Annotated in this window: 27 protein-coding genes; 5 read left to right on the forward strand and 22 right to left on the reverse strand. The window is 70.7% G+C overall.

The features are described from left to right. From BGO22_RS02570 to nadC, 4 genes are all read right to left on the reverse strand, one after another. Positions 1 to 812 (reverse strand): POTRA domain-containing protein (locus BGO22_RS02570; protein WP_286848725.1); only part of this gene is annotated, 812 nt, incomplete at its 3' end. Positions 813 to 916: 104 nt separating this feature from the next. After that, positions 917 to 2,677, reverse strand: coding sequence for an aminodeoxychorismate synthase component I (gene pabB / locus BGO22_RS02575; protein ID WP_353744336.1), 1,761 nt, complete (start codon positions 2,675 to 2,677; stop codon positions 917 to 919). Beyond that, positions 2,674 to 3,777 carry a quinolinate synthase NadA gene (nadA, locus tag BGO22_RS02580; protein ID WP_070397265.1) on the reverse strand — a complete coding sequence of 368 codons (1,104 nt, stop codon included), beginning with the start codon at positions 3,775 to 3,777 and terminating at the stop codon, positions 2,674 to 2,676. The genes pabB and nadA overlap by 4 nt, the downstream gene beginning before the upstream one ends. 11 nt (positions 3,778 to 3,788) lie before the next feature. Continuing rightward, complete coding sequence (gene nadC / locus BGO22_RS02585; RefSeq protein WP_070397264.1) at positions 3,789 to 4,652, reverse strand: carboxylating nicotinate-nucleotide diphosphorylase; 864 nt, start codon at positions 4,650 to 4,652, stop codon at positions 3,789 to 3,791. Positions 4,653 to 4,774: 122 nt separating this feature from the next. On the opposite strand from nadC, the gene panB reads away from it, so the two are divergent. Both panB and panC read left to right on the forward strand, forming a co-directional pair. Further along, the gene (gene panB / locus BGO22_RS02590; RefSeq protein ID WP_070397263.1) at positions 4,775 to 5,650 is read left to right on the forward strand and encodes a 3-methyl-2-oxobutanoate hydroxymethyltransferase; all 876 of its coding nucleotides are present in this window, start codon (positions 4,775 to 4,777) and stop codon (positions 5,648 to 5,650) included. A gap of 1 nt (position 5,651) precedes the next feature. After that, positions 5,652 to 6,503 carry a pantoate--beta-alanine ligase gene (panC, locus tag BGO22_RS02595; protein WP_070397262.1) on the forward strand — a complete coding sequence of 284 codons (852 nt, stop codon included), beginning with the start codon at positions 5,652 to 5,654 and terminating at the stop codon, positions 6,501 to 6,503. 15 nt (positions 6,504 to 6,518) lie between these two features. Here panC and BGO22_RS02600 read toward each other — a convergent pair whose 3' ends face one another. The 4 genes from BGO22_RS02600 to BGO22_RS02615 form a co-directional block, all read right to left on the reverse strand. After that, complete coding sequence (locus BGO22_RS02600; protein WP_070397261.1) at positions 6,519 to 7,541, reverse strand: NAD(P)H-dependent glycerol-3-phosphate dehydrogenase; 1,023 nt, start codon at positions 7,539 to 7,541, stop codon at positions 6,519 to 6,521. A gap of 10 nt (positions 7,542 to 7,551) precedes the next feature. Then, positions 7,552 to 8,010 carry a protein-export chaperone SecB gene (secB, locus tag BGO22_RS02605; protein ID WP_070397260.1) on the reverse strand — a complete coding sequence of 153 codons (459 nt, stop codon included), beginning with the start codon at positions 8,008 to 8,010 and terminating at the stop codon, positions 7,552 to 7,554. A 96-nt stretch (positions 8,011 to 8,106) separates the two neighbouring features. After that, positions 8,107 to 8,367 carry a glutaredoxin 3 gene (grxC, locus tag BGO22_RS02610; protein ID WP_070397259.1) on the reverse strand — a complete coding sequence of 87 codons (261 nt, stop codon included), beginning with the start codon at positions 8,365 to 8,367 and terminating at the stop codon, positions 8,107 to 8,109. A 28-nt stretch (positions 8,368 to 8,395) separates the two neighbouring features. Continuing rightward, entirely contained in the window at positions 8,396 to 8,806 is a 411-nt protein-coding gene (locus tag BGO22_RS02615; protein ID WP_070397258.1) for a rhodanese-like domain-containing protein, read from the reverse strand. 82 nt (positions 8,807 to 8,888) lie between these two features. Here BGO22_RS02615 and gpmA point away from each other — a divergent pair, with 82 nt between their 5' ends. The 3 genes from gpmA (at position 8,889) to BGO22_RS02630 (ending at position 12,081) form a co-directional block, all read left to right on the forward strand. Further along, entirely contained in the window at positions 8,889 to 9,632 is a 744-nt protein-coding gene (gene gpmA, locus BGO22_RS02620; RefSeq protein ID WP_070397257.1) for a 2,3-diphosphoglycerate-dependent phosphoglycerate mutase, read from the forward strand. 132 nt (positions 9,633 to 9,764) lie between these two features. Then, on the forward strand, positions 9,765 to 11,243 hold the full coding sequence (locus tag BGO22_RS02625; protein ID WP_070397256.1) for a S41 family peptidase: 1,479 nt from the start codon (positions 9,765 to 9,767) through the stop codon (positions 11,241 to 11,243). Positions 11,244 to 11,307: 64 nt separating this feature from the next. After that, a complete protein-coding gene (locus BGO22_RS02630; RefSeq protein WP_070397255.1) occupies positions 11,308 to 12,081 on the forward strand; it encodes a HesA/MoeB/ThiF family protein in 774 nt (257 codons plus the stop codon). Here the strand turns inward: BGO22_RS02630 and BGO22_RS02635 are convergent. From BGO22_RS02635 to BGO22_RS02700, 14 genes are all read right to left on the reverse strand, one after another. Next, on the reverse strand, positions 12,049 to 12,594 hold the full coding sequence (locus BGO22_RS02635) for a thermonuclease family protein (protein WP_070397254.1): 546 nt from the start codon (positions 12,592 to 12,594) through the stop codon (positions 12,049 to 12,051). The genes BGO22_RS02630 and BGO22_RS02635 overlap by 33 nt on opposite strands. Continuing rightward, positions 12,594 to 12,815 (reverse strand): hypothetical protein, encoded by a 222-nt coding sequence (locus BGO22_RS02640; RefSeq protein WP_070397253.1) that lies wholly within the window; start codon positions 12,813 to 12,815, stop codon positions 12,594 to 12,596. Before BGO22_RS02640 ends, BGO22_RS02635 begins: the two co-directional genes overlap by 1 nt. 139 nt (positions 12,816 to 12,954) lie before the next feature. Further along, positions 12,955 to 13,458: a 6,7-dimethyl-8-ribityllumazine synthase gene (locus BGO22_RS02645; RefSeq protein WP_070397252.1), complete on the reverse strand. Its 504-nt coding sequence runs from the start codon at positions 13,456 to 13,458 to the stop codon at positions 12,955 to 12,957. 1 nt (position 13,459) lies between these two features. Continuing rightward, positions 13,460 to 14,293 (reverse strand): DUF429 domain-containing protein, encoded by an 834-nt coding sequence (locus BGO22_RS02650; RefSeq protein WP_070397747.1) that lies wholly within the window; start codon positions 14,291 to 14,293, stop codon positions 13,460 to 13,462. A gap of 27 nt (positions 14,294 to 14,320) precedes the next feature. Then, complete coding sequence (locus BGO22_RS02655) at positions 14,321 to 15,202, reverse strand: EamA family transporter (RefSeq protein ID WP_070397251.1); 882 nt, start codon at positions 15,200 to 15,202, stop codon at positions 14,321 to 14,323. Positions 15,203 to 15,230: 28 nt separating this feature from the next. Then, complete coding sequence (locus BGO22_RS02660) at positions 15,231 to 15,653, reverse strand: BLUF domain-containing protein (protein ID WP_286848741.1); 423 nt, start codon at positions 15,651 to 15,653, stop codon at positions 15,231 to 15,233. A 25-nt stretch (positions 15,654 to 15,678) separates the two neighbouring features. Then, entirely contained in the window at positions 15,679 to 16,407 is a 729-nt protein-coding gene (gene folE / locus BGO22_RS02665) for a GTP cyclohydrolase I (protein ID WP_070397249.1), read from the reverse strand. Positions 16,408 to 16,479: 72 nt separating this feature from the next. Beyond that, complete coding sequence (locus BGO22_RS02670; RefSeq protein ID WP_175442772.1) at positions 16,480 to 16,656, reverse strand: hypothetical protein; 177 nt, start codon at positions 16,654 to 16,656, stop codon at positions 16,480 to 16,482. Positions 16,657 to 16,669: 13 nt separating this feature from the next. Continuing rightward, on the reverse strand, positions 16,670 to 17,593 hold the full coding sequence (gene lpxC, locus BGO22_RS02675; RefSeq protein WP_070397248.1) for a UDP-3-O-acyl-N-acetylglucosamine deacetylase: 924 nt from the start codon (positions 17,591 to 17,593) through the stop codon (positions 16,670 to 16,672). Positions 17,594 to 17,681: 88 nt separating this feature from the next. Then, a complete protein-coding gene (gene ftsZ, locus BGO22_RS02680; protein WP_070397247.1) occupies positions 17,682 to 18,896 on the reverse strand; it encodes a cell division protein FtsZ in 1,215 nt (404 codons plus the stop codon). Positions 18,897 to 19,091: 195 nt separating this feature from the next. Next, entirely contained in the window at positions 19,092 to 20,321 is a 1,230-nt protein-coding gene (gene ftsA / locus BGO22_RS02685; RefSeq protein ID WP_070397246.1) for a cell division protein FtsA, read from the reverse strand. A 13-nt stretch (positions 20,322 to 20,334) separates the two neighbouring features. Further along, on the reverse strand, positions 20,335 to 21,135 hold the full coding sequence (locus BGO22_RS02690) for a cell division protein FtsQ/DivIB (RefSeq protein ID WP_070397245.1): 801 nt from the start codon (positions 21,133 to 21,135) through the stop codon (positions 20,335 to 20,337). Between the two features lie 10 nt (positions 21,136 to 21,145). Beyond that, on the reverse strand, positions 21,146 to 22,084 hold the full coding sequence (locus BGO22_RS02695) for a D-alanine--D-alanine ligase (protein WP_070397244.1): 939 nt from the start codon (positions 22,082 to 22,084) through the stop codon (positions 21,146 to 21,148). Then, on the reverse strand, positions 22,081 to 22,398 hold a 318-nt coding region (locus tag BGO22_RS02700; RefSeq protein ID WP_502686420.1), incomplete at its 5' end, for a glutamate ligase domain-containing protein. The genes BGO22_RS02700 and BGO22_RS02695, both read right to left, overlap by 4 nt.

The following is a 22,398-nucleotide window of genomic DNA, read 5'->3' on the forward strand; positions in this document are numbered from 1 at the left end:
CCCTGCGTGAGGTAGAACAGGTCGTTGAGCGTCCACCAATGGTCCGCGCTGAGCGTGGCGCTGAGCTGGTAGCGGCCGGTGGCCCGGGTGCCGCTGTCGTCGAGCGAGAGGTTCAGGCGCAAGGGCAGGGCCTGCCTCCAGCGGAGGACGAGTTCGCTCTCGGCGGGCCCTTTGCCGGGCACGATCTGGATGTCCGCCTCCACCGTGGGCATGCGGCGCAGGTTCTCCAGCGCCTGCTCGATGTCGCGCAGATTGAGGATGTCGCCCACGCGGACTGGCACCGCGTTGAGCTGCGTGGCGCGCGGCGAGGTGCCGTCGGCGAAGCGGATGGCGCTGATGCGACCGGGCAGCAGGCTCAGCCGCAGGGTGCCCTGCGACAGGTTTTGCGGCTCGAGCAGGATGCGCGAGGTGGTGAAGCCCCGGGCCGTCAGCCGCCGCTGCGCGCGGGCCACCGCGATCGACACCCCCTCGGTGCCCAGGCAGCGGCCAACGGCCGGATCGGCGCCGGCGACGAGGTCTTGCAGGACAAACTGGAAGCGATCGCTTTCGGCGCCCGTCAGCGCAATGTGCCGCACGGGAACGCACGGCGCTTCGTGTTCGGGCCAGTGCAGCGCAGGCAGCGGCACATCGGGCGTGCCCCACACCTCGGCGCCGCGTTGCAATGCCTCGCGCTGCTGCAGTTGGCGCTCCTCGGCCCGGCGCTGTTCGGTGGGGGCGCGCGCGCTGGCCTCGGCCGCGGTCTGTGCCCAGGCGGGCGCGACCAGCAGGGAAAGCAGCAGGCCACAGGCCTGCATCGGGCGTTGATGGGTCACGGGGTGCAAGCGGTCGGCCTTGGAAAAGGCGCGAATTACAACCGCGGCGCCCGGTCACAACGGGCGGGGGGTATGCATGGCCGGCCAGTGGCCGGCGCGGTGGTTCAGCGCCCGTCCAGCACCGCCGGCAGCCAGCCGCGCAGGCTGTTGAGGAAGGCCCACTCCCGCACCCGCTCCAGGGCCGACAGCGGCACCACCGCTTCGCGCAAACGCCCTTCGTCCAAGGCCAACTGCCGGGCGATGCCCGGCAGCAGCCCGCAGTCCAGCGCGGGCGTGACCCAGCCCCCGTCGAAGCGCAAGGCGATGTTGCCCCGCGTGCACTCGGTCAGCTCGCCGTCGTCGTTCCACAGCAGCGTGTCGAACACCCCGGGCGCCACGCGTTCGGCCGCTTCGTAGTGCGTGCGGCGCGTGGTCTTGTGGCGCACGAAGGGCGAATGCGCGGCCGCGAAGGGGCGCTCGGCCAGCCGCAGACGCACCGGCGTCGGCGAGGTGGCCATGGCATGGGCCGTGGCCCACACGCGGCCGTCGCTGCGGCAGAGCACGCGCACGCGCCAGGGGCCCGTGGAATGCGCCTCGACCAGCGCGCGCAAGGCGCGCGACCAGGCCTCTTCGGTCCAGGCGAAGCCCAAGTGGCGCGCCGAGCCCGCCATGCGCGCGCGGTGGCGTGGCTCATGCCGCCAGCGGCCGTCCTCCAGCAGCAGGGTTTCCAGCAGCTCGAACGGTTCGGCCGCGCGCACCGCGAAGGCGCCCTTGTGCTGCCATTCGCGCCATTCGGCGCGCGCGCGCGAACCCGAGGTGACGCCGCTGCCCACGCCCAGGGTCAGGGCGCGTTCGCGAACCACCACCGTGCGGATGGCCACGTTGAAGGTGGCGCCGCCGCCCGGGCGCAGCACGCCCACGGCGCCGCAGTACACGCCGCGTGCGCCGGCCTCGTGCTGCACGATGCGGCGCATGGCCTGGCGCTTGGGCGCGCCGGTGACGGAGCCGCATGGGAACAGGGCGCGCAGCAGGTCCACCAGCGCCACGCCCGGCCGCGTGCGCGCGCGCACGTCGGAGGTCATCTGCCACACCGTGGGCAGCGGGCGGGCGTCGAACAGCGAGGGCACCGCCACCGAACCCGGCCGCGCGACCCGAGAGAGGTCGTTGCGCAGCAGGTCGACCACCATCACGTTCTCGGCACGCTCCTTGGGACAGGCCACCAGGCGCGCGGCCTGCGCCGCGTCCTCGCGCGGGTCCAGGCCGCGCGGCGCGGTGCCTTTCATGGGCCGCGTCAGCACCTGGTCGCCATCCCAATCGAAGAACAGCTCGGGCGACAGGCTCAGCACCTGCTGCCCGCCGCCGTCGACATAAGCCGCGTAGTCCGCGGGCTGTTCGCACCGCAGGCGCTCGAACAGATCGAGCGCGCGGCCTTCGTGCAGCTCGCCGCGCCAGCGCGCGGTGTGGTTCACCTGGTAGACCTCGCCGGCCTCGATGGCCTGCAGCAGGGCCGCCAGCGCGGTGTCGAAATCGGCGCGGACGCCGGGTGCGTCGGCCCAGTGCGCGCGCACGGCGGGCGGGTCGCGCGGCGGGTCGGTGTCCATCGACAGCGGGGCATCGTGCACGCCGAACCAGGCCAACGGCCCCTCGGGCACGTGCGTGGCGAGGGCGGGGTCGAAGGCGCCCGCGGCCTCGTAGGCCAGCCAGCCCACCACCCAGGCGCCCTGCCGCGCGGCGGCCTGCGCGGCCTCGATCACCGGCACGAGCCCGGACAGCGCGTCGGCCCGCAGCACGGCGCGCGGTGCGCCGAAGTCGAGCCGCAGCGCGGCGTGCGACGCCAGACCGCTCGCCGCGAAAGCGAGCCGGGCGTGCACGCCCTCGGCGCTCACGCGGCGCCGATGTTCGGCACCAGCGCGCCCGCGTCCTGGCCCGACTTGTGGGCGGCGGTGAAGGCCAGCATGCGGTCGATGGGCAGGCGTGCGCGCGGGATCAGCCCGGGGTCCACGTGGATCTGGTTGAGACCCTTTTCCAGCACCTGGGCCACGCCCGCCAGCCCGTTCATGGCCATCCAGGGGCAGTGCGCGCAGCTCTTGCAGGTGGCGCTGTTGCCGGCCGTGGGCGCCTCGATGAAGACCTTGCCCGGGTTCTGTTGGCGCAGCATGTGCATCATGCCCTTGTCGGTGGCGACGATGAACGCCGGCGCGTCCAGTTCCTTGGCGGCCTTGAGGATGGCCGAGGTGGAACCCACCGCGTCGGCCAGCGCGATCACGTCGGCCGGGCTCTCGGGGTGCACCAGCACCTTGGCCTTTGGGTGCTCCTGCTTGAGCGCCGCCAGCTCGAAGGCCTTGAACTCGTCGTGCACGATGCAGGAGCCGTTCCACATCAGCATGTCGGCGCCGGTCTCGCGCTGGATGTAGCCGCCCAGGTGCTTGTCGGGCGCCCAGAGGATTTTGTGGCCCTTGTCTTTCAGCGCGCGCACGATGTCCAGCGCGCAGCTGCTGGTGACCAGCCAGTCGGCGCGCGCTTTCACCGCCGCGCTGGTGTTGGCGTAGACCACCACGGTGCGGTCGGGGTGCGCGTCGCAGAAGGCGCTGAACTCATCGATCGGGCAGCCGAGGTCCAGCGAGCAGTTCGCGTCCAGGTCGGGCATGAGCACGGTCTTCTCCGGGCTCAGGATCTTGGCCGTCTCGCCCATGAAGCGCACGCCCGAGACCACCAGCGTCGTGGCCGGGTGGTCGCGCCCGAAACGCGCCATCTCCAACGAGTCGCTCACGATGCCGCCGGTGGCGATGGCCAGGTCCTGCAGGTCGGGGTGCACGTAGTAGTGCGAGACCATGACCGCGTTGCGCTCCTTCAGCAGGCGCTTGATGCGCTCCATGAGCTCGGCGCGCTGCTTCGGCCCGGGCTCCACCGGCACACGGGCCCAGGCGTGCTGCGTGGGACAGGCGGGCTGTTCGTACTCGACGTCGATGATGGCTTCGTTGCTCATGGACTGGCTCCTCACAGCGCCTCGAAGCGCATGGAAAAGTCGATCGCCTTGACGTCCTTGGTCAAGGCGCCGATGGAGATGCGGTCGACCCCGGTTTCCGCCAGGGCCCGCACGGTGGACAGGTTGACACCGCCCGAGATTTCCAGGATGGCGCGACCGGCGTTGCGGCGCACGGCCTCGCGCAGCGTGGGCAGGTCCATGTTGTCCAGCAGCACCATGGTGGCGCCGCAGGCCAGGGCCTCGTCGAGCTGCGCCAGCGTCTCGACCTCGATCTCGACGAAGCGCGCGGCCGGCGCGGTGTCGCGCACGCGCTGCAGCACCGCGGCCACGCCGCCCGCGGCGGCGATGTGGTTTTCCTTGATCAGCACCGCGTCGAACAGGCCGATGCGGTGGTTCACGCCGCCGCCGGTGGTCACGGCGATCTTCTGCGCCAGCCGAAGGCCCGGCAGGGTCTTGCGCGTGTCGACGATGGCCGCCCGCGTGCCGGCCACGGCCGCCACATAGGCGGCCGTCTGCGTGGCCACGGCCGACAGCAGCTGCAGGAAGTTCAGCGCCGTGCGCTCCGCCGTCAGCAGCGGCTGCGCGCGGCCTTCGATGCTGAGCACGGTCTGGTCGGGCTCGCAGCGCGCGCCCTCGGCCACGTGCCAGGTGAGCGTGGCCTGGGGGTCGAGCGCGTGCACGGCGGCGGTGACCCAGGGCGTGCCGCACAGCACGGCGCTCTCGCGCGCGATCACGCGGGCGCGGGCCGGACGCGCCGCATCGACCAGCGCGGCGGTGAGATCGCCCGTAGCCACGTCTTCGGCCAGGGCGCGCGCGACGTCCTGCGCGGCCAGCGCGGCGATGTCGGCGGAGGTGTAGTCGCTGAGGTGTTTCATCGTGGGAAAAAGGCCGGTGAAAGAGCCATCGGAAAGACCGTCCGGGAGGCATGCCTCCGAATGGTGCAATGCACTATAGTCCCGCATTCTCGTTCACCGCCCGGCCTGCGCCGGACCACGACATGAGCAACCCCACCCCCGCCACACCCTACGGCACGCTGCCGGCGGCCTCTCCCCTGCCCGCCCGCAAGCCCGTGAGCCTGCCTCGACTGGCCGAGCTGCGCGAGCGCGGCGAAAAGATCACCATGCTGACCGCCTACGACGCCACCTTCGCGGCCGTCGCGGACGCGGCCGGCGTCGAATGCATCCTGGTGGGCGATTCGCTCGGCATGGTCTGCCAGGGCCTGGCCAGCACCGCCGGCGTGACGCTGGAGACCATGGCCTACCACGTGGAAAGCGTGGCGCGCGGCCTGCGCCGCGTGCAGGGCACGGCCTGGCTGCTCGGCGACCTGCCCTTCGGCAGCTACCACGAATCGAAGGAACAGGCCATGCGCAGCGCCGCGCAGCTGGTGCACGCGGGCGCGCACATGATCAAGCTCGAAGGCGGCGGCTGGACCGCCGACACCGTGCGCTTCCTGGTCGAGCGCGGCATCCCCGTCTGCGCCCACCTGGGCCTCACGCCGCAGACCGTGCACGCGCTCGGTGGCTATCGCGTGCAGGGCCGCGACGACCAGGCCGCACTCACGCTCAAGCGCCACGCGCTCGAACTGCAGGACGCCGGCGCCACCATGCTGGTGCTGGAGATGGTGCCGGCCGCGCTGGCGGCCGAGATCACCCAGCAGCTGCCGCGCTGCCACACCATCGGCATCGGCGCCGGCAAGGGCACGGCCGGCCAGGTGCTGGTGATGCACGACATGCTGGGCATCAACCTGGGCAAGAACCCGAAGTTCGTGCGCAACTTCATGGACGGCGCCAGCTCGGTGCGCGAGGCCATGGCCAATTTCGTCAGCGCCGTCAAGAACGGCCAGTTCCCCGATGACAGCCTGCACGCCTGGTGAGATGAAAGTCGTTCACACCATCGCCGAACTGCGCGACGCGCTGCGGCCCTTCAACTCCCCCGCCCTGGTGGCCACCATGGGCAACCTGCACGCCGGCCACCTCGCGCTGATGAAGACCGCCAAGCCGTTGGGCGACGTGGCGGTGGCGAGCATCTTCGTCAACCGCCTGCAATTCGCGCCGCACGAGGATTTCGACACCTACCCGCGCACCCTGGAGGCCGACTGCGAGAAGCTGCGCGGCGCCGGCTGCGACATCGTGTTCGCGCCCAGCGAGCGCGAGATGTACCCCGAGCCCCAGGGCTTCAAGGTGCAGCCGCCCGCCGAACTCGCCGACATCCTCGAAGGCCATTTCCGCCCCGGTTTCTTCACCGGCGTGTGCACGGTGGTGATGAAGCTCTTCCAGTGCGTGTTCAGCGAGGCCAAGGGTCGGCGCAGCGCGCTGTTCGGCCTCAAGGACTACCAGCAGCAGCTGGTCGTGCGCCGCATGGTGAAGCAGCTGGCGCTGCCCATCGACATCGTGAGCGCCGCCACCGAGCGCGCCGCCGACGGCCTGGCGCTGAGCTCGCGCAACAGCTACCTGAGCGAGAGCGAGCGCGCCGAGGCGGTCCAGCTCTCGCTGGCGCTGCGCGCCCTGGCGCGCGACGCGCTGGCGGCGGCCGACGGCCTGGAGCGCCAGCTGCCCGCCCTGGAGCAGCGCGCCATGCAGGCCCTGGCCGCGCGCGGCTGGCAGCCCGACTACCTGACGGTGCGCCGCCGCGAGGACCTGCAGGCCCCGAAGGCGGGCGATGCGCTGGTGGTGCTGGGCGCGGCGCGGCTCGGCAATACGCGCCTGATCGACAACCTGGAAATCTGAAGCGCCGACCCGGCCTCAGAGGCCCTCGGCCTTGGGGTCGCGCCCCATGAGCGCGGCCACCGCCTCGTCGGGCCGCAGCCGGCCTTCGAGCAGGGCCACCACTGCGTCGGTGATGGGCATGTCCACGCCCAGCCGCTGGGCGCGTTGCGCCACGGTGCGCGCGCTGTACACGCCCTCGGCCACGTGGCCCAGCGAGGCCACCGCCTGCTCCAGCGTCTGGCCCTTGGCCAGGAGCCGCCCCACCTGCCGGTTGCGCGACAGGTCACCCGTGGCCGTGAGCACCAGGTCGCCCAGGCCGGACAGTCCCATGAAGGTCTCGGCGCGCGCGCCCAGGGCCAGGCCCAGGCGGGTCATCTCGGCCAGGCCGCGCGTGATGAGCGCGGCGCGCGCGTTCAGGCCCAGGTTCAGCCCGTCGCACAGGCCGGTGGCGATGGCCAGCACGTTCTTCACCGCGCCGCCGACCTCCACGCCGGCCACGTCGTCGTTGGCGTAGATCCGCAGCGTCGGGCCATGGAGGGCGTTGACCAGGGCATCGCGCACGTCGGCGCGCGCGCTGGCGGCCACCAGGGCCGTGGGCTGGCCGCGCGCCACCTCCTGCGCGAAGCTGGGGCCGCTGAGCACGCCGGTGGGCAGGCCCGGCGCCACGGCGGCGGCGATCTCGTGGCCCAGCAGGCCCGCCTCGTCGGCCGAGGCCGCGCGCTCGAAGCCCTTGCAGAGCCAGGCCACGGGCACGGCCAGACCGCGCAGTTCCTGCAGCCAGCCGCGCAGCGCGGCCATGGGCGTCGCCACGATGACCAGGTCGGCCTCGGCCAGCAGGGGCGCGGCCTCGCCCGAGGCCACGCACAGGCCCTCGGGCAGGGCCAGGCCCGGCAGGTAGCGCTGGTTCTCGCGCTGGCGGTCGATGGCGATGGCCTGCGCCGGGTCGCGCGCCCACAGGCTCACACGGGTGGCCCCGTGCCGCGCGCCCGCAATGGCCAACGCCGTGCCCCAGGCGCCGGCGCCCAGCACCACGGTGCGCGGCGGTGCGGCGTGCGTCATGCGCGGGGGATCAGGTGATGATGCGCGGCGCCTCGGCCGTGTCCTGGCCCGCCTGCTGCTGTTCGTACATGGCCTGGAAGTTGATCTCGGCCAGGTGCACGGGCGGGAAGCCGGCGCGCTGGATCAGGTCGGCGACGTTGCCGCGCAGGTAGGGGTAGACGATCTGCGGGCAGGCGATGCCCATGATCGGGCCCATCTGGTCGTCGGGCAGGTTGCGGATCTCGAAGATGCCGGCCTGCTTGCATTCCACCAGGAACACCGTCTTGTCCTTGATCTTGGTGGTGACAGTGGCCGTCACGCGCACCTCGAACACGCCCTCGGCCACGGGCTGGGCGTCCACGCCGAGCTGGATGTCCACCGTGGGCTGCTCCTGCTCGAGCAGGATGGCCGGCGAGTTGGGCTGCTCCAGCGAGGCTTCCTTGAGGTAGATGCGCTGGATCTGGAAAACGGGCGTGTCGGTGTCGGCCATGGTGCGTCTCGGGTGTCGGGAATGAAAAAGCCCGCCGGGGAAGTCCCTCAGCGGGCACAGCGGCGGATTATGTCAGCCGCGAATGGCGGCCGCCTGTCAGGCGGCCTGCAGCAGCGGGGCCAGGCCCCCGCGCGCGTCCAGGGCGTGCAGGTCGTCGCAGCCACCCACGTGGGTGTCGCCGATGAAGATCTGCGGCACGCTGGTGCGCCCGGCCCGTTCCGCCATCCGGGCGCGCAGCTCGGGCTGGCCATCGACCACGATCTCTTCGTAGTCCGTCACGCCGCGGGCCTGCAGCAGGGCCTTGGCGCGGTGGCAGTAGGGGCAGTAGTCGCTGGAATAGATGGTGACCTTGGGCATGCGGACGCTCGCAGACAAAACCCAATGATCAGGCTTTCTCGCTCGGCAGGCCGGCGGTGCGCCAGGCACCCATGCCACCCGTCAGGGATTGCGGATTCTCGTAGCCCAGCTTCTTGGCCACCGCCACGGCCCGGTTGGCGCGCGCGCCGGTCGGACAGACGAAGATCAGCGGCAGGGCCTTGTTCTTGACGGCGCCGGGCAGCTTGGCCTCCAGCTCGTCCAGCGGCAGATGCCTGGCGCCGACGATGTGTCCCTCGGCGAATTCCTTGGCGTCGGAGACGTCGATCACGACCGCCTTCTGGCGGTTCATCAGCGTCACGGCGTCGTTGGCGTTGAGGGTGCCGGTGCGTCCGCCGGCCTTGACGGCCGGCCACACCAGCAGGGCGCCCGACACGAAGGCCACGGCGATCAGGACCCAGTTCTCGATGAAGAAGCTCACGGTGTTACCTTGGAGGGAAAGGCCGCGATTCTAAAATGCGCGGTTTCCGATCCTTCCGGCGCCCGGCGCCCCGCACTCCGCCATGCACAAGCTCGTCCTGATCCGCCACGGCGAATCCACCTGGAACCTCGAAAACCGCTTCACCGGCTGGACCGACGTGGACCTCACGCCCACCGGGGTGTCGCAGGCCCTGTCGGCGGGGCAACTGCTCAAGGCCGAAGGCTACGACTTCGACGTCGCCTACACCAGCGTGCTGAAGCGGGCCATCCACACACTCTGGCACGTGCTCGACGCCATGGACCGCACCTGGTTGCCGGTGGTCAAGAACTGGCGCCTGAACGAACGCCACTACGGCGCCCTGCAGGGCTTGAACAAGGCCGACATGGCCGCAAAGTACGGCGACGAGCAGGTGCTGGTCTGGCGCCGCAGCTACGACACGCCGCCACCCGCCCTGGAGCCCAGCGACCCGCGCAGCGAGCGCAGCGACCGCCGCTACGCCCGCCTCAAGCCCGAGGAAGTGCCGCTGACGGAATGCCTGAAGGACACCGTGGCGCGCGTCATCCCGTTCTGGAACGAGGCGCTCGCGCCGGCCATCCAGTCGGGCAAGCGCGTCGTGGTGGCGGCGCACGGCAACAGCATCCGCGCCCTGGTGAAGTACCTCGACGGCATCTCCGACGCCGAGATCGTCGGCCTGAACATCCCCAACGGCATCCCGCTGGTCTACGAGCTCGACGAGCAGCTCAAGCCGGTCCGCCGCTACTACCTGGGCGATGCCGAAGCCGCCGCCCGGGCCGCCGCCGCCGTGGCGGCTCAGGGCAAGGCCTGATCCCCTCCGCCCGCCTGGACGGGCGAAACCGCCGCCGGCCGGTGGGGAACCCCGACGAGGCCCCATTCTCCAAGGTGTATATTGGCCCGCAGGGCCAAGGGCCCTTGTTGGGCAGATTGCAAAGGTGAATCCATGACGAAGCGGGTCGGTTCCAAGCTCAGGACCGTTGGCTGGGTGGCCATTGGCGCGGTGGCCGGTGCGCTCACCACGGTGCAATTGCAGGCGGTGGCGCGCAACACGCTCACCCCCCTGCCGCTGGAAGAACTCCAGCAACTCGCCGCCGTGTTCGGCATGGTCAAGACAGACTATGTGGAACCGGTGGACGAGAAGAAGCTGATCTCGGACGCCATCTCCGGCATGGTGAGCAGCCTCGACCCGCACTCGCAGTACTTCGACAAGAAGTCCTTCAAGGAATTCCGCGAGGGCACCAGCGGCCGCTTCGTGGGCGTGGGCATCGAGATCACCATGGAAGACGGCCTGGTCAAGGTGGTCACCCCGATCGAGGACTCGCCCGCGTTCCGGGCCGGCCTCAAGAGCGGCGACCTGATCACGCGCATCGACGACACCGCCGTCAAGGGCCTCACCATCAATGAGGCCGTCAAGCTCATGCGCGGCGAGCCGCGCACCAAGGTGCTGTTGAGCATCCTGCGCAAGGACGAGGACCGCAGCTTCACCGTCACCATCACGCGCGAGGAAATCAAGACCGTGAGCGTGAAGTCGCGCACGGTCGAGCCGGGCTACGCCTGGGTGCGCGTCTCGCAGTTCCAGGAACGCACCATCGACGACTTCACGCGCAAGCTCGAAGACCTCTACCGCGCCGACCCGAACATGAAAGGTCTGGTGCTCGACCTGCGCAACGACCCGGGCGGCCTGCTGGACGCCGCCGTCGGCCTGTCGGCCGTGTTCCTGCCCGAGAACGTGACCGTGGTGTCCACCAACGGCCAGCTGGAAGAAAGCAAGTTCATCTACAAGGCCATCCCGCAGCACTACCTGCGCCGCGGTGGCAACGACTCGATCCGCCGCCTCACGGAGAACACCAAGGGCTTCTACAAGCGCCTCCCCCTGGTGGTGCTGGTCAACGAAGGTTCGGCCTCGGCCAGCGAGATCGTCGCTGGTGCCCTGCAGGACCACAAGCGCGCCACCGTCATGGGCAGCCAGACCTTCGGCAAGGGCTCGGTGCAGACGGTTCGCCCGCTGGGGCCCGACACTGGGCTGAAACTCACCACCGCGCGCTATTACACGCCCTCGGGTGTGTCCATCCAGGGCAAGGGCATCGTGCCCGACGTCATGGTGGACGAAACCGCCGATGGCAACCTGTTCGCCGCCCTGCGCACCCGCGAGGCCGACCTGAACAACAGCCTGGGCAGCACGCCGCACGGCCCCATGACGGACGCACAGCGCGAGGCCGAGAAGAAACGCGAGGAAGCGCGCGAGGAAGCCCGCAAGAAGCTCGAAGAGGAAGCTCGCAAGAACCCCGGCCAGCGCCTGGTGCCCGAGTTCGGCAGCGACAAGGACTTCCAGCTCCAGCAGGCGCTGAACCGCCTCAAGGGCCAGCCGGTGGTGGTCAGCAAATCGCAGACCGTGCGCCCCGACGAGAAGAAAGAGAACTGAGCCCCGGTGGGCCGCGCGCCGGCCCGCCGCCCTCTTCCTGCGCGGCCCCGCCGCGCCAGATCGCGTGAACGACGCCCAACTGCTGCGCTACTCGCGCCACATCCTGCTCGACGAACTCGGCGTCGAGGGCCAGCAGCGCCTGCTGGCCTCGCACGCCCTGCTCATCGGCGCGGGCGGGCTGGGCTCGCCGGTGGCGCTGTACCTGGGCAGCGCCGGCGTCGGGCGGCTCACCGTGATCGACGACGACACCGTCGACGAGACCAACCTGCAGCGCCAGATCGCGCACAACCTGGCGCGCGTGGGCCGGCCCAAGGCCGAGTCCGTGCGCGAGGCGGTCGCCGCCCTCAACCCCGACGTGCAGGTCACCGCCCTGAACCAGCGCGCCGACGACACCCTTCTCGACGCCTGGGTGCCCACGGCCGACGTGGTCATCGACGGCTGCGACAACTTCGCCACGCGCCAGTTGGTCAACCGGGCCTGCGTGCGCCACGGCAAGCCGCTGGTCTCGGGCGCGGCGATCCGCTTCGACGGCCAATTGGGCGTGTTCGATCCGCGCGTGGCCGACGCGCCCTGCTACGCCTGCGTTTTCCCTCCCGACGCCGGCGTGGAAGAAGTGCGCTGCGCCACCATGGGCGTGTTCGCGCCGCTGGTGGGTATCGTGGGCAGCATGCAGGCGGCCGAAGCGCTGAAGCTCCTCGCGGGCCTGGGCTCGCGCCGCACCAGCCACCTGCTCATGCTTGACGGCCGCGAACTGGCCTTCCACGACATCGCGCTCAAGCGCGACCCGCACTGCCCGGTCTGCGGCTCAGCGCACGGCGGCGCGTCGGCGGTCGGCTGAGGCCGGCGCCGGCCAGGGCGGCTCACAGGGCCCGTGCCGGCGGCGGAAATCGCGCGGCGCCTCGGGTGTGTCCCCGCCCACCCACACGCCGCGGCGTGCCTCGCGCGCCCGCGCTTCGTCTGTCACGTAGCGCCCCTGGCCGCGCCAGCGCGCGGCCCAGGCCCAGCCCGCGCGCACCAGCCAAGCATTCGTGTCTTCGCCCGCGGACTCCAGGCGCGCCAGGCCCCGGCCGTAGCCGTCGCGCGCGCGTTCATGCACCGTCACGGTCCGATCGAGCACGCGAGCGGCCAGGGCGTCGCGCGCAGCCACGCCCACGCGCTGGCAGATTTCGGGGGCGTCGAGGCCGTCCAGGCGCAGCTTGCGCCAGCGCCCGCCCGAGGCGGGCTGCACCCACAGGGTGTCGCCGTCGAACACCCGCATGACACGCGCCGAATAGACCGTTTCGCCCGCCGCCGGGGCCACGGCGAAGCCGGCCAGCAGCGCGCCGGCCACCGCCGCCGCGAAGCGCCGCATCAACCCTTGCGGCCGCCCATGACCAGCAGCACCACGCCCACGGCGATGGCACCGATGCCGGCCCACACGGGCACGTTGATGGTTTCCTTCTGCTTGACCGAGAGCTCCACCGGACCCAACTTCACGGCCTCGGTGTCCTTGGTGTACGTGAAGCTGCCCATGATGAGGCCGATGGCCCCTGCCGCGATGAGCACGACGCCGACGACTTTGGCAAGGTTCATGTGGAGGCTCCGTTGAATGGTCAGAAAGGCCCGATGATGCACCAGCCGAGCCCCAGGACCAGCGCCCGGTGTGAGCGACAAAAGCCCACGGTTCGACGGGTCCATGCCAGCGCCGCCGCGGGCGACGAGCGCAAACGCCTCAGGTGCGCGCGTCGAGCCCGCGCAGGCCGGCCACCGTGCTCAGCAGCGCCTGCGCCGCCTCGGTGCCCTTGGCGCCGAAGTGCTGCTGCAGGAACTTGCGGTGCTCCACGTGCTCGTGGAAGTGGTGCGGCGCCTGCACCGCGCAGATCACCGGCACGCCGGTCTTCAGTTGCACGTCCATCAGCGCCCGCACCACGGCGTCGGCGACGAAGTCGTGGCGGTAGACGCCGCCGTCCACCACCAGCGCGCTGCCCACCACGGCCGCGTAGCGCCCCGACTGCGCCAGGCGCTGCACGTGCAGCGGGATTTCGAAGGCGCCGGCCACGTCGAAGACGTCGATCGCCCCGGGCCCGAAGCCGGCGCGCGCCATCTCGGCGAAGAAGGCGTCGCGCGAGCGCTGCACGATGTCGGCGTGCCAGGACGCTTCGACAAAGGCGAAGCGCAGTTCGCGCGGCAGCGGGGGGAGGTCGATGAGGGACGGGGCTTCGGGCATGGAGGGCATTCTAGGAGCCCACGATCCAGCCCTCGAGCGGGTCGAAGCCCGGCAGGCCCCAGCGCGCATCGCCCGCGCGCCGGCGCTGCAGCGCCCAGGCCGCCTGCAGCAGGCACAGCACCGCGTCCAGCCGGTCGCCGCTGGCGTCGTCGGCCAGGTCGTCGCGCTGCGCGTGCGTGAGCCTCAGCCGCAGGCCGGCCGCCTGCAGCAGGGGCGCCTGGCCATTTTCCAGCGCGTTTACCAGGGTCTTGCGTGCGATCAGGCGCTCGCCAGTCTGCCGGGCCTTGTCGTCGCTCTTGTAGGACACCGCGCCCAGCACGCTGCGCGCAAGCAAGCCGGGATAGGCCTCCAGCGCCACGCGCTGCGGGTCCCCGTCGAGCAGGCCGGGCAGGTGCGCGCCGGCGGCGATCAGGCGCGGCACGCCCGCGTGCATCATGAAGGCCACCGGCGGGTTCACCCACTTCATGCTCGGGCTGGAGCCGGCCGGCCCGTCGGTGGCGCGGTGCGCGAACTTGCCGCCCACGGGGCGCGCGTCGCAAAAGGCCGCGAAGGCTTCGCGGATGGCCGCGCGCGGCAGCGCCGCGTAGTGCGCCATGCAGGCGCGCCAGTCCTGGGGCCAGCCCAGGGCCTGCACCAGTTCGCGTGGCAAACCAAACGGCAGGTCGAAGCCGCCCACCCAGGGACCGGGCGCGCGCAGGCGCTCGCCCCAGGCGTCCAGCGATTCGAAACGCTCGATGGCGTCAAGCAGCACGCGGCCCCGCTCGGCGCGGCCCACGGCCAGCACGATGGGCTTGCGCCGCGTCGGCGCGCTCGTGAAATCGCAGCCCAGCAGCGTGAAGTCCATGGCCGCGCCCGCCGAGCCCACGCCGCCTCAGGCCAGGGCCAGCGCCGCCACGCCCAGTCCGATGCACAGCGCGCCGAGGATGCGCAGGCCCCGGTCGCCCTCGCGCAGCAGGTGGCCACCGATGAGCGCGGCGAACAGCATGGACACCTCGCGCGCCGGCGCCACGTGCGACAGCGGCGCGCGCTGCATGGCGAACAGCACCAGCACGTAGGCCACCGGGCTGAGCAGCGCCACCAGCAGCGCGTGGCGCCACTGCAGGCGCCACAGGCGCAGTGCCTCGGCGCGGTCGCGCAGCACACGCGGCGAGAACAGCACCAGCCGAACGAGGTTGCCCATGTAGTCGACCAGGATGGGCGACATCAGCAGCACCTTCACCGCGTAGCCGTCCACCACCGAATAGGCTGCGATGGACAGGCCTGTGAGCGCGCCGTAGTAGAGGCCGCGGTGCAGGCGCTCGCGTTTGGCCGGGTCGTGCGCCGCGCGCCACAGGCCCGGGCCGCCCGCAATGAGGAACACGCCACCCACCACCGCCGCGATGCCGGCGGCGCCGAGCGCGCTCAGGCGCTCGCCGAGGAACAGCACCGCCACCAGCGCAGTGATCAGGGGGCCGCTGCCGCGCGCCAGCGGGTAGACCACGGTGAGGTCGGCGCGCCGGTACCCGCGCAACAAGGTGGTGAAGTAGAAGACGTGGATGACGCCGCTGGCCACCACCATGGCCCATTCGGTGGTGCCCCAGCGCGGCAGTTCGCTGCGCGCGAACCACCAGCCCACGGGCGCCCAGATCACGGCGATCAGCGCGGAGGAAAACCAGGCGAAGCGCGTGTCGCCGCCCGCGTGCTTGGCGGCGATGTTCCAGCCCGCGTGGATCAGGCCCGCGAGCAGGATGAGCAGGAACGCATCGAGCGCCATGGAACGGTGCCGGGCGGGCCCGGGCCGATCAGGCGCGACCGATGATGCTGGCCGTGGCCATCAGCTCTTCGAGCAGCGCCAGCGAGACCTCGCCCGAAACCGCATAGGGGTCGAGCTCGGGGCGCTCGGAGTACTTGAGCACGATGGAGGTGTTGAGCTTGGCGAGGTTGACCTGGCCCATGGTCCAGCCACCGAAGCGGCGCTCGCTGATTTCCTGGTAGTGCAGCAGCACCACGTCCTTGTGGCGCGGGTCGGCCGCGATCTGGTTGTAGAGCTGGTTGACCGCGGCGCGGCCGCCTTCGATGGCCTGCAGGAAGATGCCACCGCCGTAGCACAGCACCCCCGTGATGCCGTTGGACAGGTTGTGCTGGCGCGAGGACTCGAGGATGCCTTCGATGGCCTTGGCGTCCTTGTCGACGGCGCGGCTGACGTAGAGCAGACGGACCAGCATGTTGGTTCTTTCCGGTGGAGGGGTCTCAGCGGGGCACGAGGGCGAGGAATTCGCGGCGCAGGTTGGCGTCCTTGAGGAAGACACCGCGCATCACCGAGTTGATCATCTTGCTGTCCATGTCCTTGACGCCGCGCCAGGCCATGCAGTAGTGGCTGGCCTCCATCACGATGGCCAGGCCGTCGGGCTGCGTCTTGTCCTGGATCAGGTCGGCGAGCTGGATCACGGCCTCTTCCTGGATCTGCGGGCGGCCCATGATCCATTCGGCCAGGCGCGCGTACTTGGACAGGCCGATGACGTTGGTGTGCTCATTGGGCATGACGCCGATCCACAGCTTGCCGATGACCGGGCAGAAGTGGTGGCTGCAGGCGCTGCGCACGGTGATCGGGCCCACGATCATGAGCTCGTTGAGGTGCTCGGCGTTGGGGAATTCGGTGACCGCCGGGCCTTTGACGTAGCGGCCCGCGAAGACCTCCTTGAGGTACATCTTGGCCACGCGGCGCGCGGTGTTGCCGGTGTTGTGATCGCTCTCGGTGTCGATCACCATGGCCTCGAGCACGCCCTGCATCTTTTCCGTGACCTCGTCGAGCAGCTTCTCGAGTTCGCCGGGCTGGATGAACTCGGCGATGTTGTCGTTGGAGTGGAAGCGCTGGCGCGCGGCCTTGAGGCGTTCGCGGATCTTGACGGACACGGGCACGCCTTCGTCGCCGGAAGGCGGCGTGGCCGGGGTCTGGTCAGGGTCGGTCTTCATGAGCATTGGGCATGCTACCACCCGGCCCACCCGAGCCGGGCCCGGGCACCCGGGTATCCCCCGGGCGGCTGGGGATCACTACAGCAGCCGCTCGAGCACCAGCACCGCGAAGAAGCCCAGGGCAGCGATCACCGTCCACTTGAGGATCACCAGGCCCCACTGGCGGTAGCGCGGCTGGCCGGTGCCCACGTAGAAGGCGAAACACACGCCGGCCGCGATCAGCAGCAGCAGGACGGCCCAGCGGAACAGCAGCATGCGCGGCGCCGCCTCACCAGGCCGGGGCCACCTGGGCGAAACCGCGCGGGGCCTCGCGCTCGTTCTCGAAGCTCACCAGCTCGTAGGCCTGCGGCCGGTCGAGCAGCGCGCGCAGCAGTTGGTTGTTCATGGCGTGGCCGCTGCGGAAGGCGCTGTAGGCGGCCAACAGCGGCTTGCCGACGATGTACAGGTCGCCCATGGCGTCGAGGATCTTGTGCTTGGCGAACTCGTCGCCGTAGCGCAGGCCATCGGCGTTGAGCACCTTGACGTCGTCCATGACGATGGCGTTGTCCAGCCCGCCGCCCAGCGCCAGGCCGTGGGAACGCATCATCTCCACGTCCTTCGTGAAGCCGAAGGTGCGCGCGCGCGCGATCTCGCGCGCGTAGTTGCCGCTGCCGAGGTCGAACTCCACGCGCTGTCCCGAGGCGTTGACGGCCGGGTGGTCGAACTCGATTTCGAAGCTGAGCTTGTAGCCGTGGTAGGGCTCGAGCCGCGCCCACTTCAGGCCGCGGCCTTCGCCTTCGCGCACCTCCACCGGTTCGATGACGCGAATGAAGCGCTTGGGCGCGTTCTGCGTGGCGATGCCCGCGCTTTGCAGCAGGTAGACAAAGGAAGCGGAAGAGCCGTCGAGGATGGGCACCTCTTCGGCGGTGATGTCGATGAGCAGGTTGTCCAGGCCCAGGCCGGCACAGGCACTCATCAGGTGCTCGATGGTGTGGACCTTCGCGCCGCCGTTGGCGATGGTGGACGCCAGGCGGGTGTCGCTGACGGACAGCGCGTTGACGGGGATGTCGACCGGCTCGGGCAGGTCGACACGGCGGAACACGATACCGGTGTCGGGCGCGGCGGGGCGCAGGGTCAGCTCAACGCGCTGACCGCTGTGCAGGCCGACGCCGACGGCCTTGGTCAGGGATTTGAGGGTGCGTTGCGCAAGCATCCTCGAATTGTAGGTTTCTCGACCCCAGGCCATGGTGGGAAAAGGCGATGACCGCGATAGGGGCGGGCTTTGCCCGCCCCCCTGGCGCTCAGTCGGCCTGCTTGCGCAGGAAGGCCGGGATCTCGAAGTCGTCCATGCCGCCCGAGGCCAGCGCGTCCACCTTGGCCGCCGCCTGGGTGCGGTTGGTGCGCCACACGCTGGGCACGGCCATGTGCTGGTAGTCCGGCTGGGCCGTGCCCGCGCCCGGGCCGCCCACGGCCTGGTTCACCGTCGGCACGTTGAACGGCACGTCGTCGGTGCCGGTGCGCAGCACCTGCAGCGGCGGCTGGCGGCGCTGCTGGCTCTGGCGCGACAGGCCCGTGGCGACCACGGTGACGCGCATCTCGTCGCCGAGGCTGTCGTCGTAGGCGGCGCCGTAGATCACGTGCGCTTCCGCCGAGGCGTAGGCGCGGATGGTGTTCATGGCCAGCTTGGACTCGGCCAGCTTCAGCGAGCCCTTGGCCGCCGTCACCAGCACCAGCACGCCCTTGGCGCCCGACAGGTCGATGCCCTCCAGCAGCGGGCAGGCCACGGCCTGCTCGGCGGCGATGCGCGCGCGGTCCGGGCCGGACGCCGTGGCGGTGCCCATCATGGCCTTGCCGGGCTCGCCCATCACCGTGCGCACGTCCTCGAAGTCCACGTTGACGTTGCCGTACTCGTTGATGATCTCGGCGATGCCGCCCACGGCATTCTTGAGCACGTCGTTGGCGTGCGCGAAGGCCTCGTCCTGGGTGATGTCGTCGCCCAGCACGTCCAGCAGCTTCTCGTTCAGCACCACGATCAGCGAGTCCACGTTGGCCTCGAGCTCGGCCAGGCCCTGGTCGGCGTTGACCATGCGGCGGCCGCCTTCCCAGTCGAAGGGCTTGGTGACCACGCCCACCGTGAGGATGCCCATCTCCTTGGCCACGCGCGCGATCACGGGCGCCGCGCCGGTGCCGGTGCCGCCGCCCATGCCGGCGGTGATGAACAGCATGTGCGCGCCTTCGATGGCCTCGCGGATGCTGTCCACGGCGCCTTCGGCGGCCTCGCGGCCCTTCTCGGGCTTGCTGCCCGCGCCCAGGCCGGTGACGCCCAGCTGGATGGTCTTGTGCGAGGCGCTGCGCGCCAGCGCCTGCGCGTCGGTGTTGGCGCAGATGAACTCCACGCCCTGGACCTGGCGGGCGATCATGTGCTCGACGGCGTTGCCGCCGCCGCCGCCCACGCCGATGACCTTGATCTGCGTGCCCAGGTTGAATTCTTCAACTTCGATCATTTCGATGCTCATTGGGTGCTCCTTTGCAGTTGCCTGTTCTGTTGCCGTGCCACCGGCGATGCTTGGAATGTGAAAACGGAAATCGGGACAAGGGTTCGGGTCATCCGGGAGGACCGGTGTGTTTGGCACACCGTCCTCGTCGTCGGCGCCGCCCCGGCGGCCGCCACTGCGGCGGGCCGTGCGTGGTGAGGGAGATCGTCCAAGGCATCAGAACGTTCCCATGAACCAGTTCTTCACGCGCTCCAGCGTGCCCGACATCGAGCCCGCCTTCTGCGCCACCTTGTGGCCGCGCACGCGGGCCAGCCGCGCTTCCTCCAGCAGGCCCATCACCGTCGCCGCGCGCGTCTGCGCCACCATGTCGGACAGCGCGCTGTGGTAGTTGGGCACGCCGCGGCGCACCGGCTTGAGGAAGATGTCCTCGCCGAGTTCCACCATGCCCGGCATGACCGCGCTGCCGCCCGTGAGCACGATGCCGCTGGAGAGCATTTCCTCGTGCCCGCTGTCGCGCAGCACCTGCTGCACCAGCGAGAAGATTTCCTCCACGCGCGGTTCGATCACGCCGGCCAGGGCCTGCTTGCCCAGCAGGCGCGGGCCGCGGTCGCCCAGGCCCGGCACCTCCACCTGCGTGTCGGGGTCGGCCAGCAGCTGCTTGGCGCAGCCGCTGTCCACCTTGATGTCCTCGGCGTCCTTGGTGGGCGTGCGCAACGCCATGGCGATGTCGCTGGTGATCAGGTCGCCGGCGATCGGAATCACCGCGGTGTGTCGGATCGCGCCACCCGAGAAGATGGCCACGTCGGTGGTGCCGGCGCCGATGTCGACCAGCGCCACGCCCAGCTCCTTCTCGTCGTCGGTCAGGATCGCCTGGCTGCTCGCCAGGGGGTTGAGCATCAGCTGGTCGACTTCCAGCCCGCAGCGGCGCACGCACTTGATGATGTTCTCCGCCGCGCTCTGGGCGCCGGTGACGATGTGCACCTTGGCTTCGAGGCGGATGCCGCTCATGCCGATCGGCTCCTTGACCTCCTGGCCGTCGATCACGAACTCCTGCGGCTCGACCAGCAGCAGGCGCTGGTCGGTGGAGATGTTGATGGCCTTGGCGGTTTCGATCACGCGCGCCACGTCGGTGGCGCTGACCTCACGGTCCTTGATGGCCACCATGCCGCTGCTGTTGATGCCGCGGATGTGGCTGCCGGTGATGCCGGTGTAGACGCGCGCGATGCGGCAGTCGGCCATCAGCTCGGCCTCTTTCAGGGCCTGCTGGATGCTTTGCACCGTCGCGTCGATGTTGACCACCACGCCGCGCTTGAGGCCGTGGCTCGCGGCCACGCCCAGCCCGGCCAGCTTGAGCGTGCCGCCGGCCTGCACCTCGGCCACCACCACCATGATCTTGGCGGTGCCGATGTCGAGTCCGACGACGAGGTCCTTGTATTCCTTGGGCATGATGGTGCGGGCGTTACCGGTTCGTGGGTGTGCGGGGGTTGGCGGGGTGGTCGCTGGTGGTCGTCACGCCGCGGATGCGCAGCGCGTAGCCGTTGGGGTAGCGCAGGTCCACCGTCTGCAGCGCGCCTGCGGTGCGTTCGGTGAGTTGGGGCAAGGTGCCGACGAAGCGCTGCACGCGGGCCTGCAGCTCGTCGGGCGTGCCGCGGCCGAGTTCGACGACCGCGCCGCTGTGCAGCCGCGCGCGCCAGGCGCCGCGCTCGCCGAGCTCCAGGCGGTCCAGGCCGAGCTCCAGGCGCGCGAACTGCGCCTGCAGGGTCTTGTGCATGGCCAGCACCTCGCCCGCCCGGTCCTCGGGGCCGGCGAGTTCGGGCAACTGGTCGACGTCGTCCGGGCTGGCCTCGAAGACCTCGCCGTGGGAATTGACCAGTTCACCCGAGCCTGCTTCGCCCCACCAGGCCACGGCATCGTGCTCCTGCAGGGTCACGCGAAGGCGGTTGGGGAACTCGCGCTGCACCACGGCGCGGCGCACCCAGGGCACCTGCTCGAACATCTGGCGCACCTGATCCAGGTCGACGGTGAGGAAGCTCGACGACAGGCGCGCGCGCATCTGCGTGGCCCGCTGGGCGCGCAGGCCCACGGCGTTCTGGTGCGCCACGTCGCCGTGCACGCTGATGCCCTTGACCGTCCAGGCCGGGTGGCGCACGGCCCAGGTGCCGAGCGCGCCCAGCGCGAGCAAGGCGAACACGCCCAGCAGAAGCTGGGTGGCCAGGGCCATCAGCTTCACGTCCAGGGGCATGTCGGTCGTCGTGGGCATGGGGGGTGGGTCAGGCGTTGTCCAGCGCGGCGGTGGCCAGCAGGCGCACGCACAGGTCTTCGTAGGAAATGCCCGCCGCGCGCGCCGACATCGGCACGAGCGAGTGACCGGTCATGCCTGGCGAGGTGTTGATCTCCAGCAGGTAGGGCTTGCGCGTGGCGGCGTCGATCATCACGTCGGCGCGCGCCCAGCCGCGGCAGTCCAGCGCCAGGAAGGCCTTGAGCACCAGGACCTGGATGGCGGCCTCCTCGCCCTCGGGCAGGCCGCAGGGCACCAGGTACTGCGTGTCGTCGGTGAAGTACTTGTTCTGGTAGTCGTAGTTGCCGTCGGGCGCCACGATGCGGATGACCGGCAGCGCGCGGGCCGAGTCGCCCGTGCCGAGCACCGGGCAGGTGACTTCGTCGCCAGCGATGAACTGCTCGCACATCACCATCGGGTCCTGCTGGGCGGCCAGGGCATAGGCGGCCTCGCACTGGTCGGCGCTCACCACCTTGGTGAGGCCGATCGTGGAACCCTCTCGCACGGGCTTGACGATCATGGGCGAGCCCAGCGCCTCGAAGGCGGCGCGCGTCTCGGCCGCGCTGCGCACCTGGCGCCAGGCCGGCGTGGACAGGCCCTCGGCCACCCAGATGCGCTTGGTCATGAGCTTGTCCATGGCCACGGCCGAGGCCATCACGCCGGGACCGGTGTAGGGAATGCCCAGCAGCTCCAGCGCGCCCTGCACCGTGCCGTCCTCGCCGAAGCGGCCGTGCAGCGCGATGAAGCAGCGCGCGAAGCCGTCGCGCTTGAGCTCACTCATGTCGCGCTCGGCCGGGTCGAAGGCGTGCGCGTCCACGCCCTGGGACCGCAGGGCCTTGAGCACGCCGGTGCCCGACATGATCGATACCTCGCGTTCGGCGGAACGCCCGCCCATGAGCACCGCCACTTTGCCGAAGTCCTTGCCAGTCATTTCGCCAACTCCATGATTCGTCCCGCCACCGTGCCGATCGTGCCGGCGCCCATGCACAGCACCACGTCGCCGTCGCGGGCGTTGTCCAGCACCGCGCGCGGCATGTCGGCCACGTCGTCCACGAACACCGGTTCCAGCTTGCCGGCCACGCGCAGCGCGCGCGCCAGCGAGCGGCCGTCGGCCGCGACGATGGGCGCTTCGCCGGCCGCGTAGACCTCGGCCAGCAGCACGGCGTCGGCCTGGCCGATGACCTTCACGAAGTCCTCGAAGCAGTCGCGCGTGCGGGTGTAGCGGTGCGGCTGGAAGGCCAGCAC

Source organism: Hydrogenophaga sp. 70-12 (genome assembly GCF_001897365.1).
Classification (GTDB): domain Bacteria; phylum Pseudomonadota; class Gammaproteobacteria; order Burkholderiales; family Burkholderiaceae_C; genus Hydrogenophaga; species Hydrogenophaga borbori.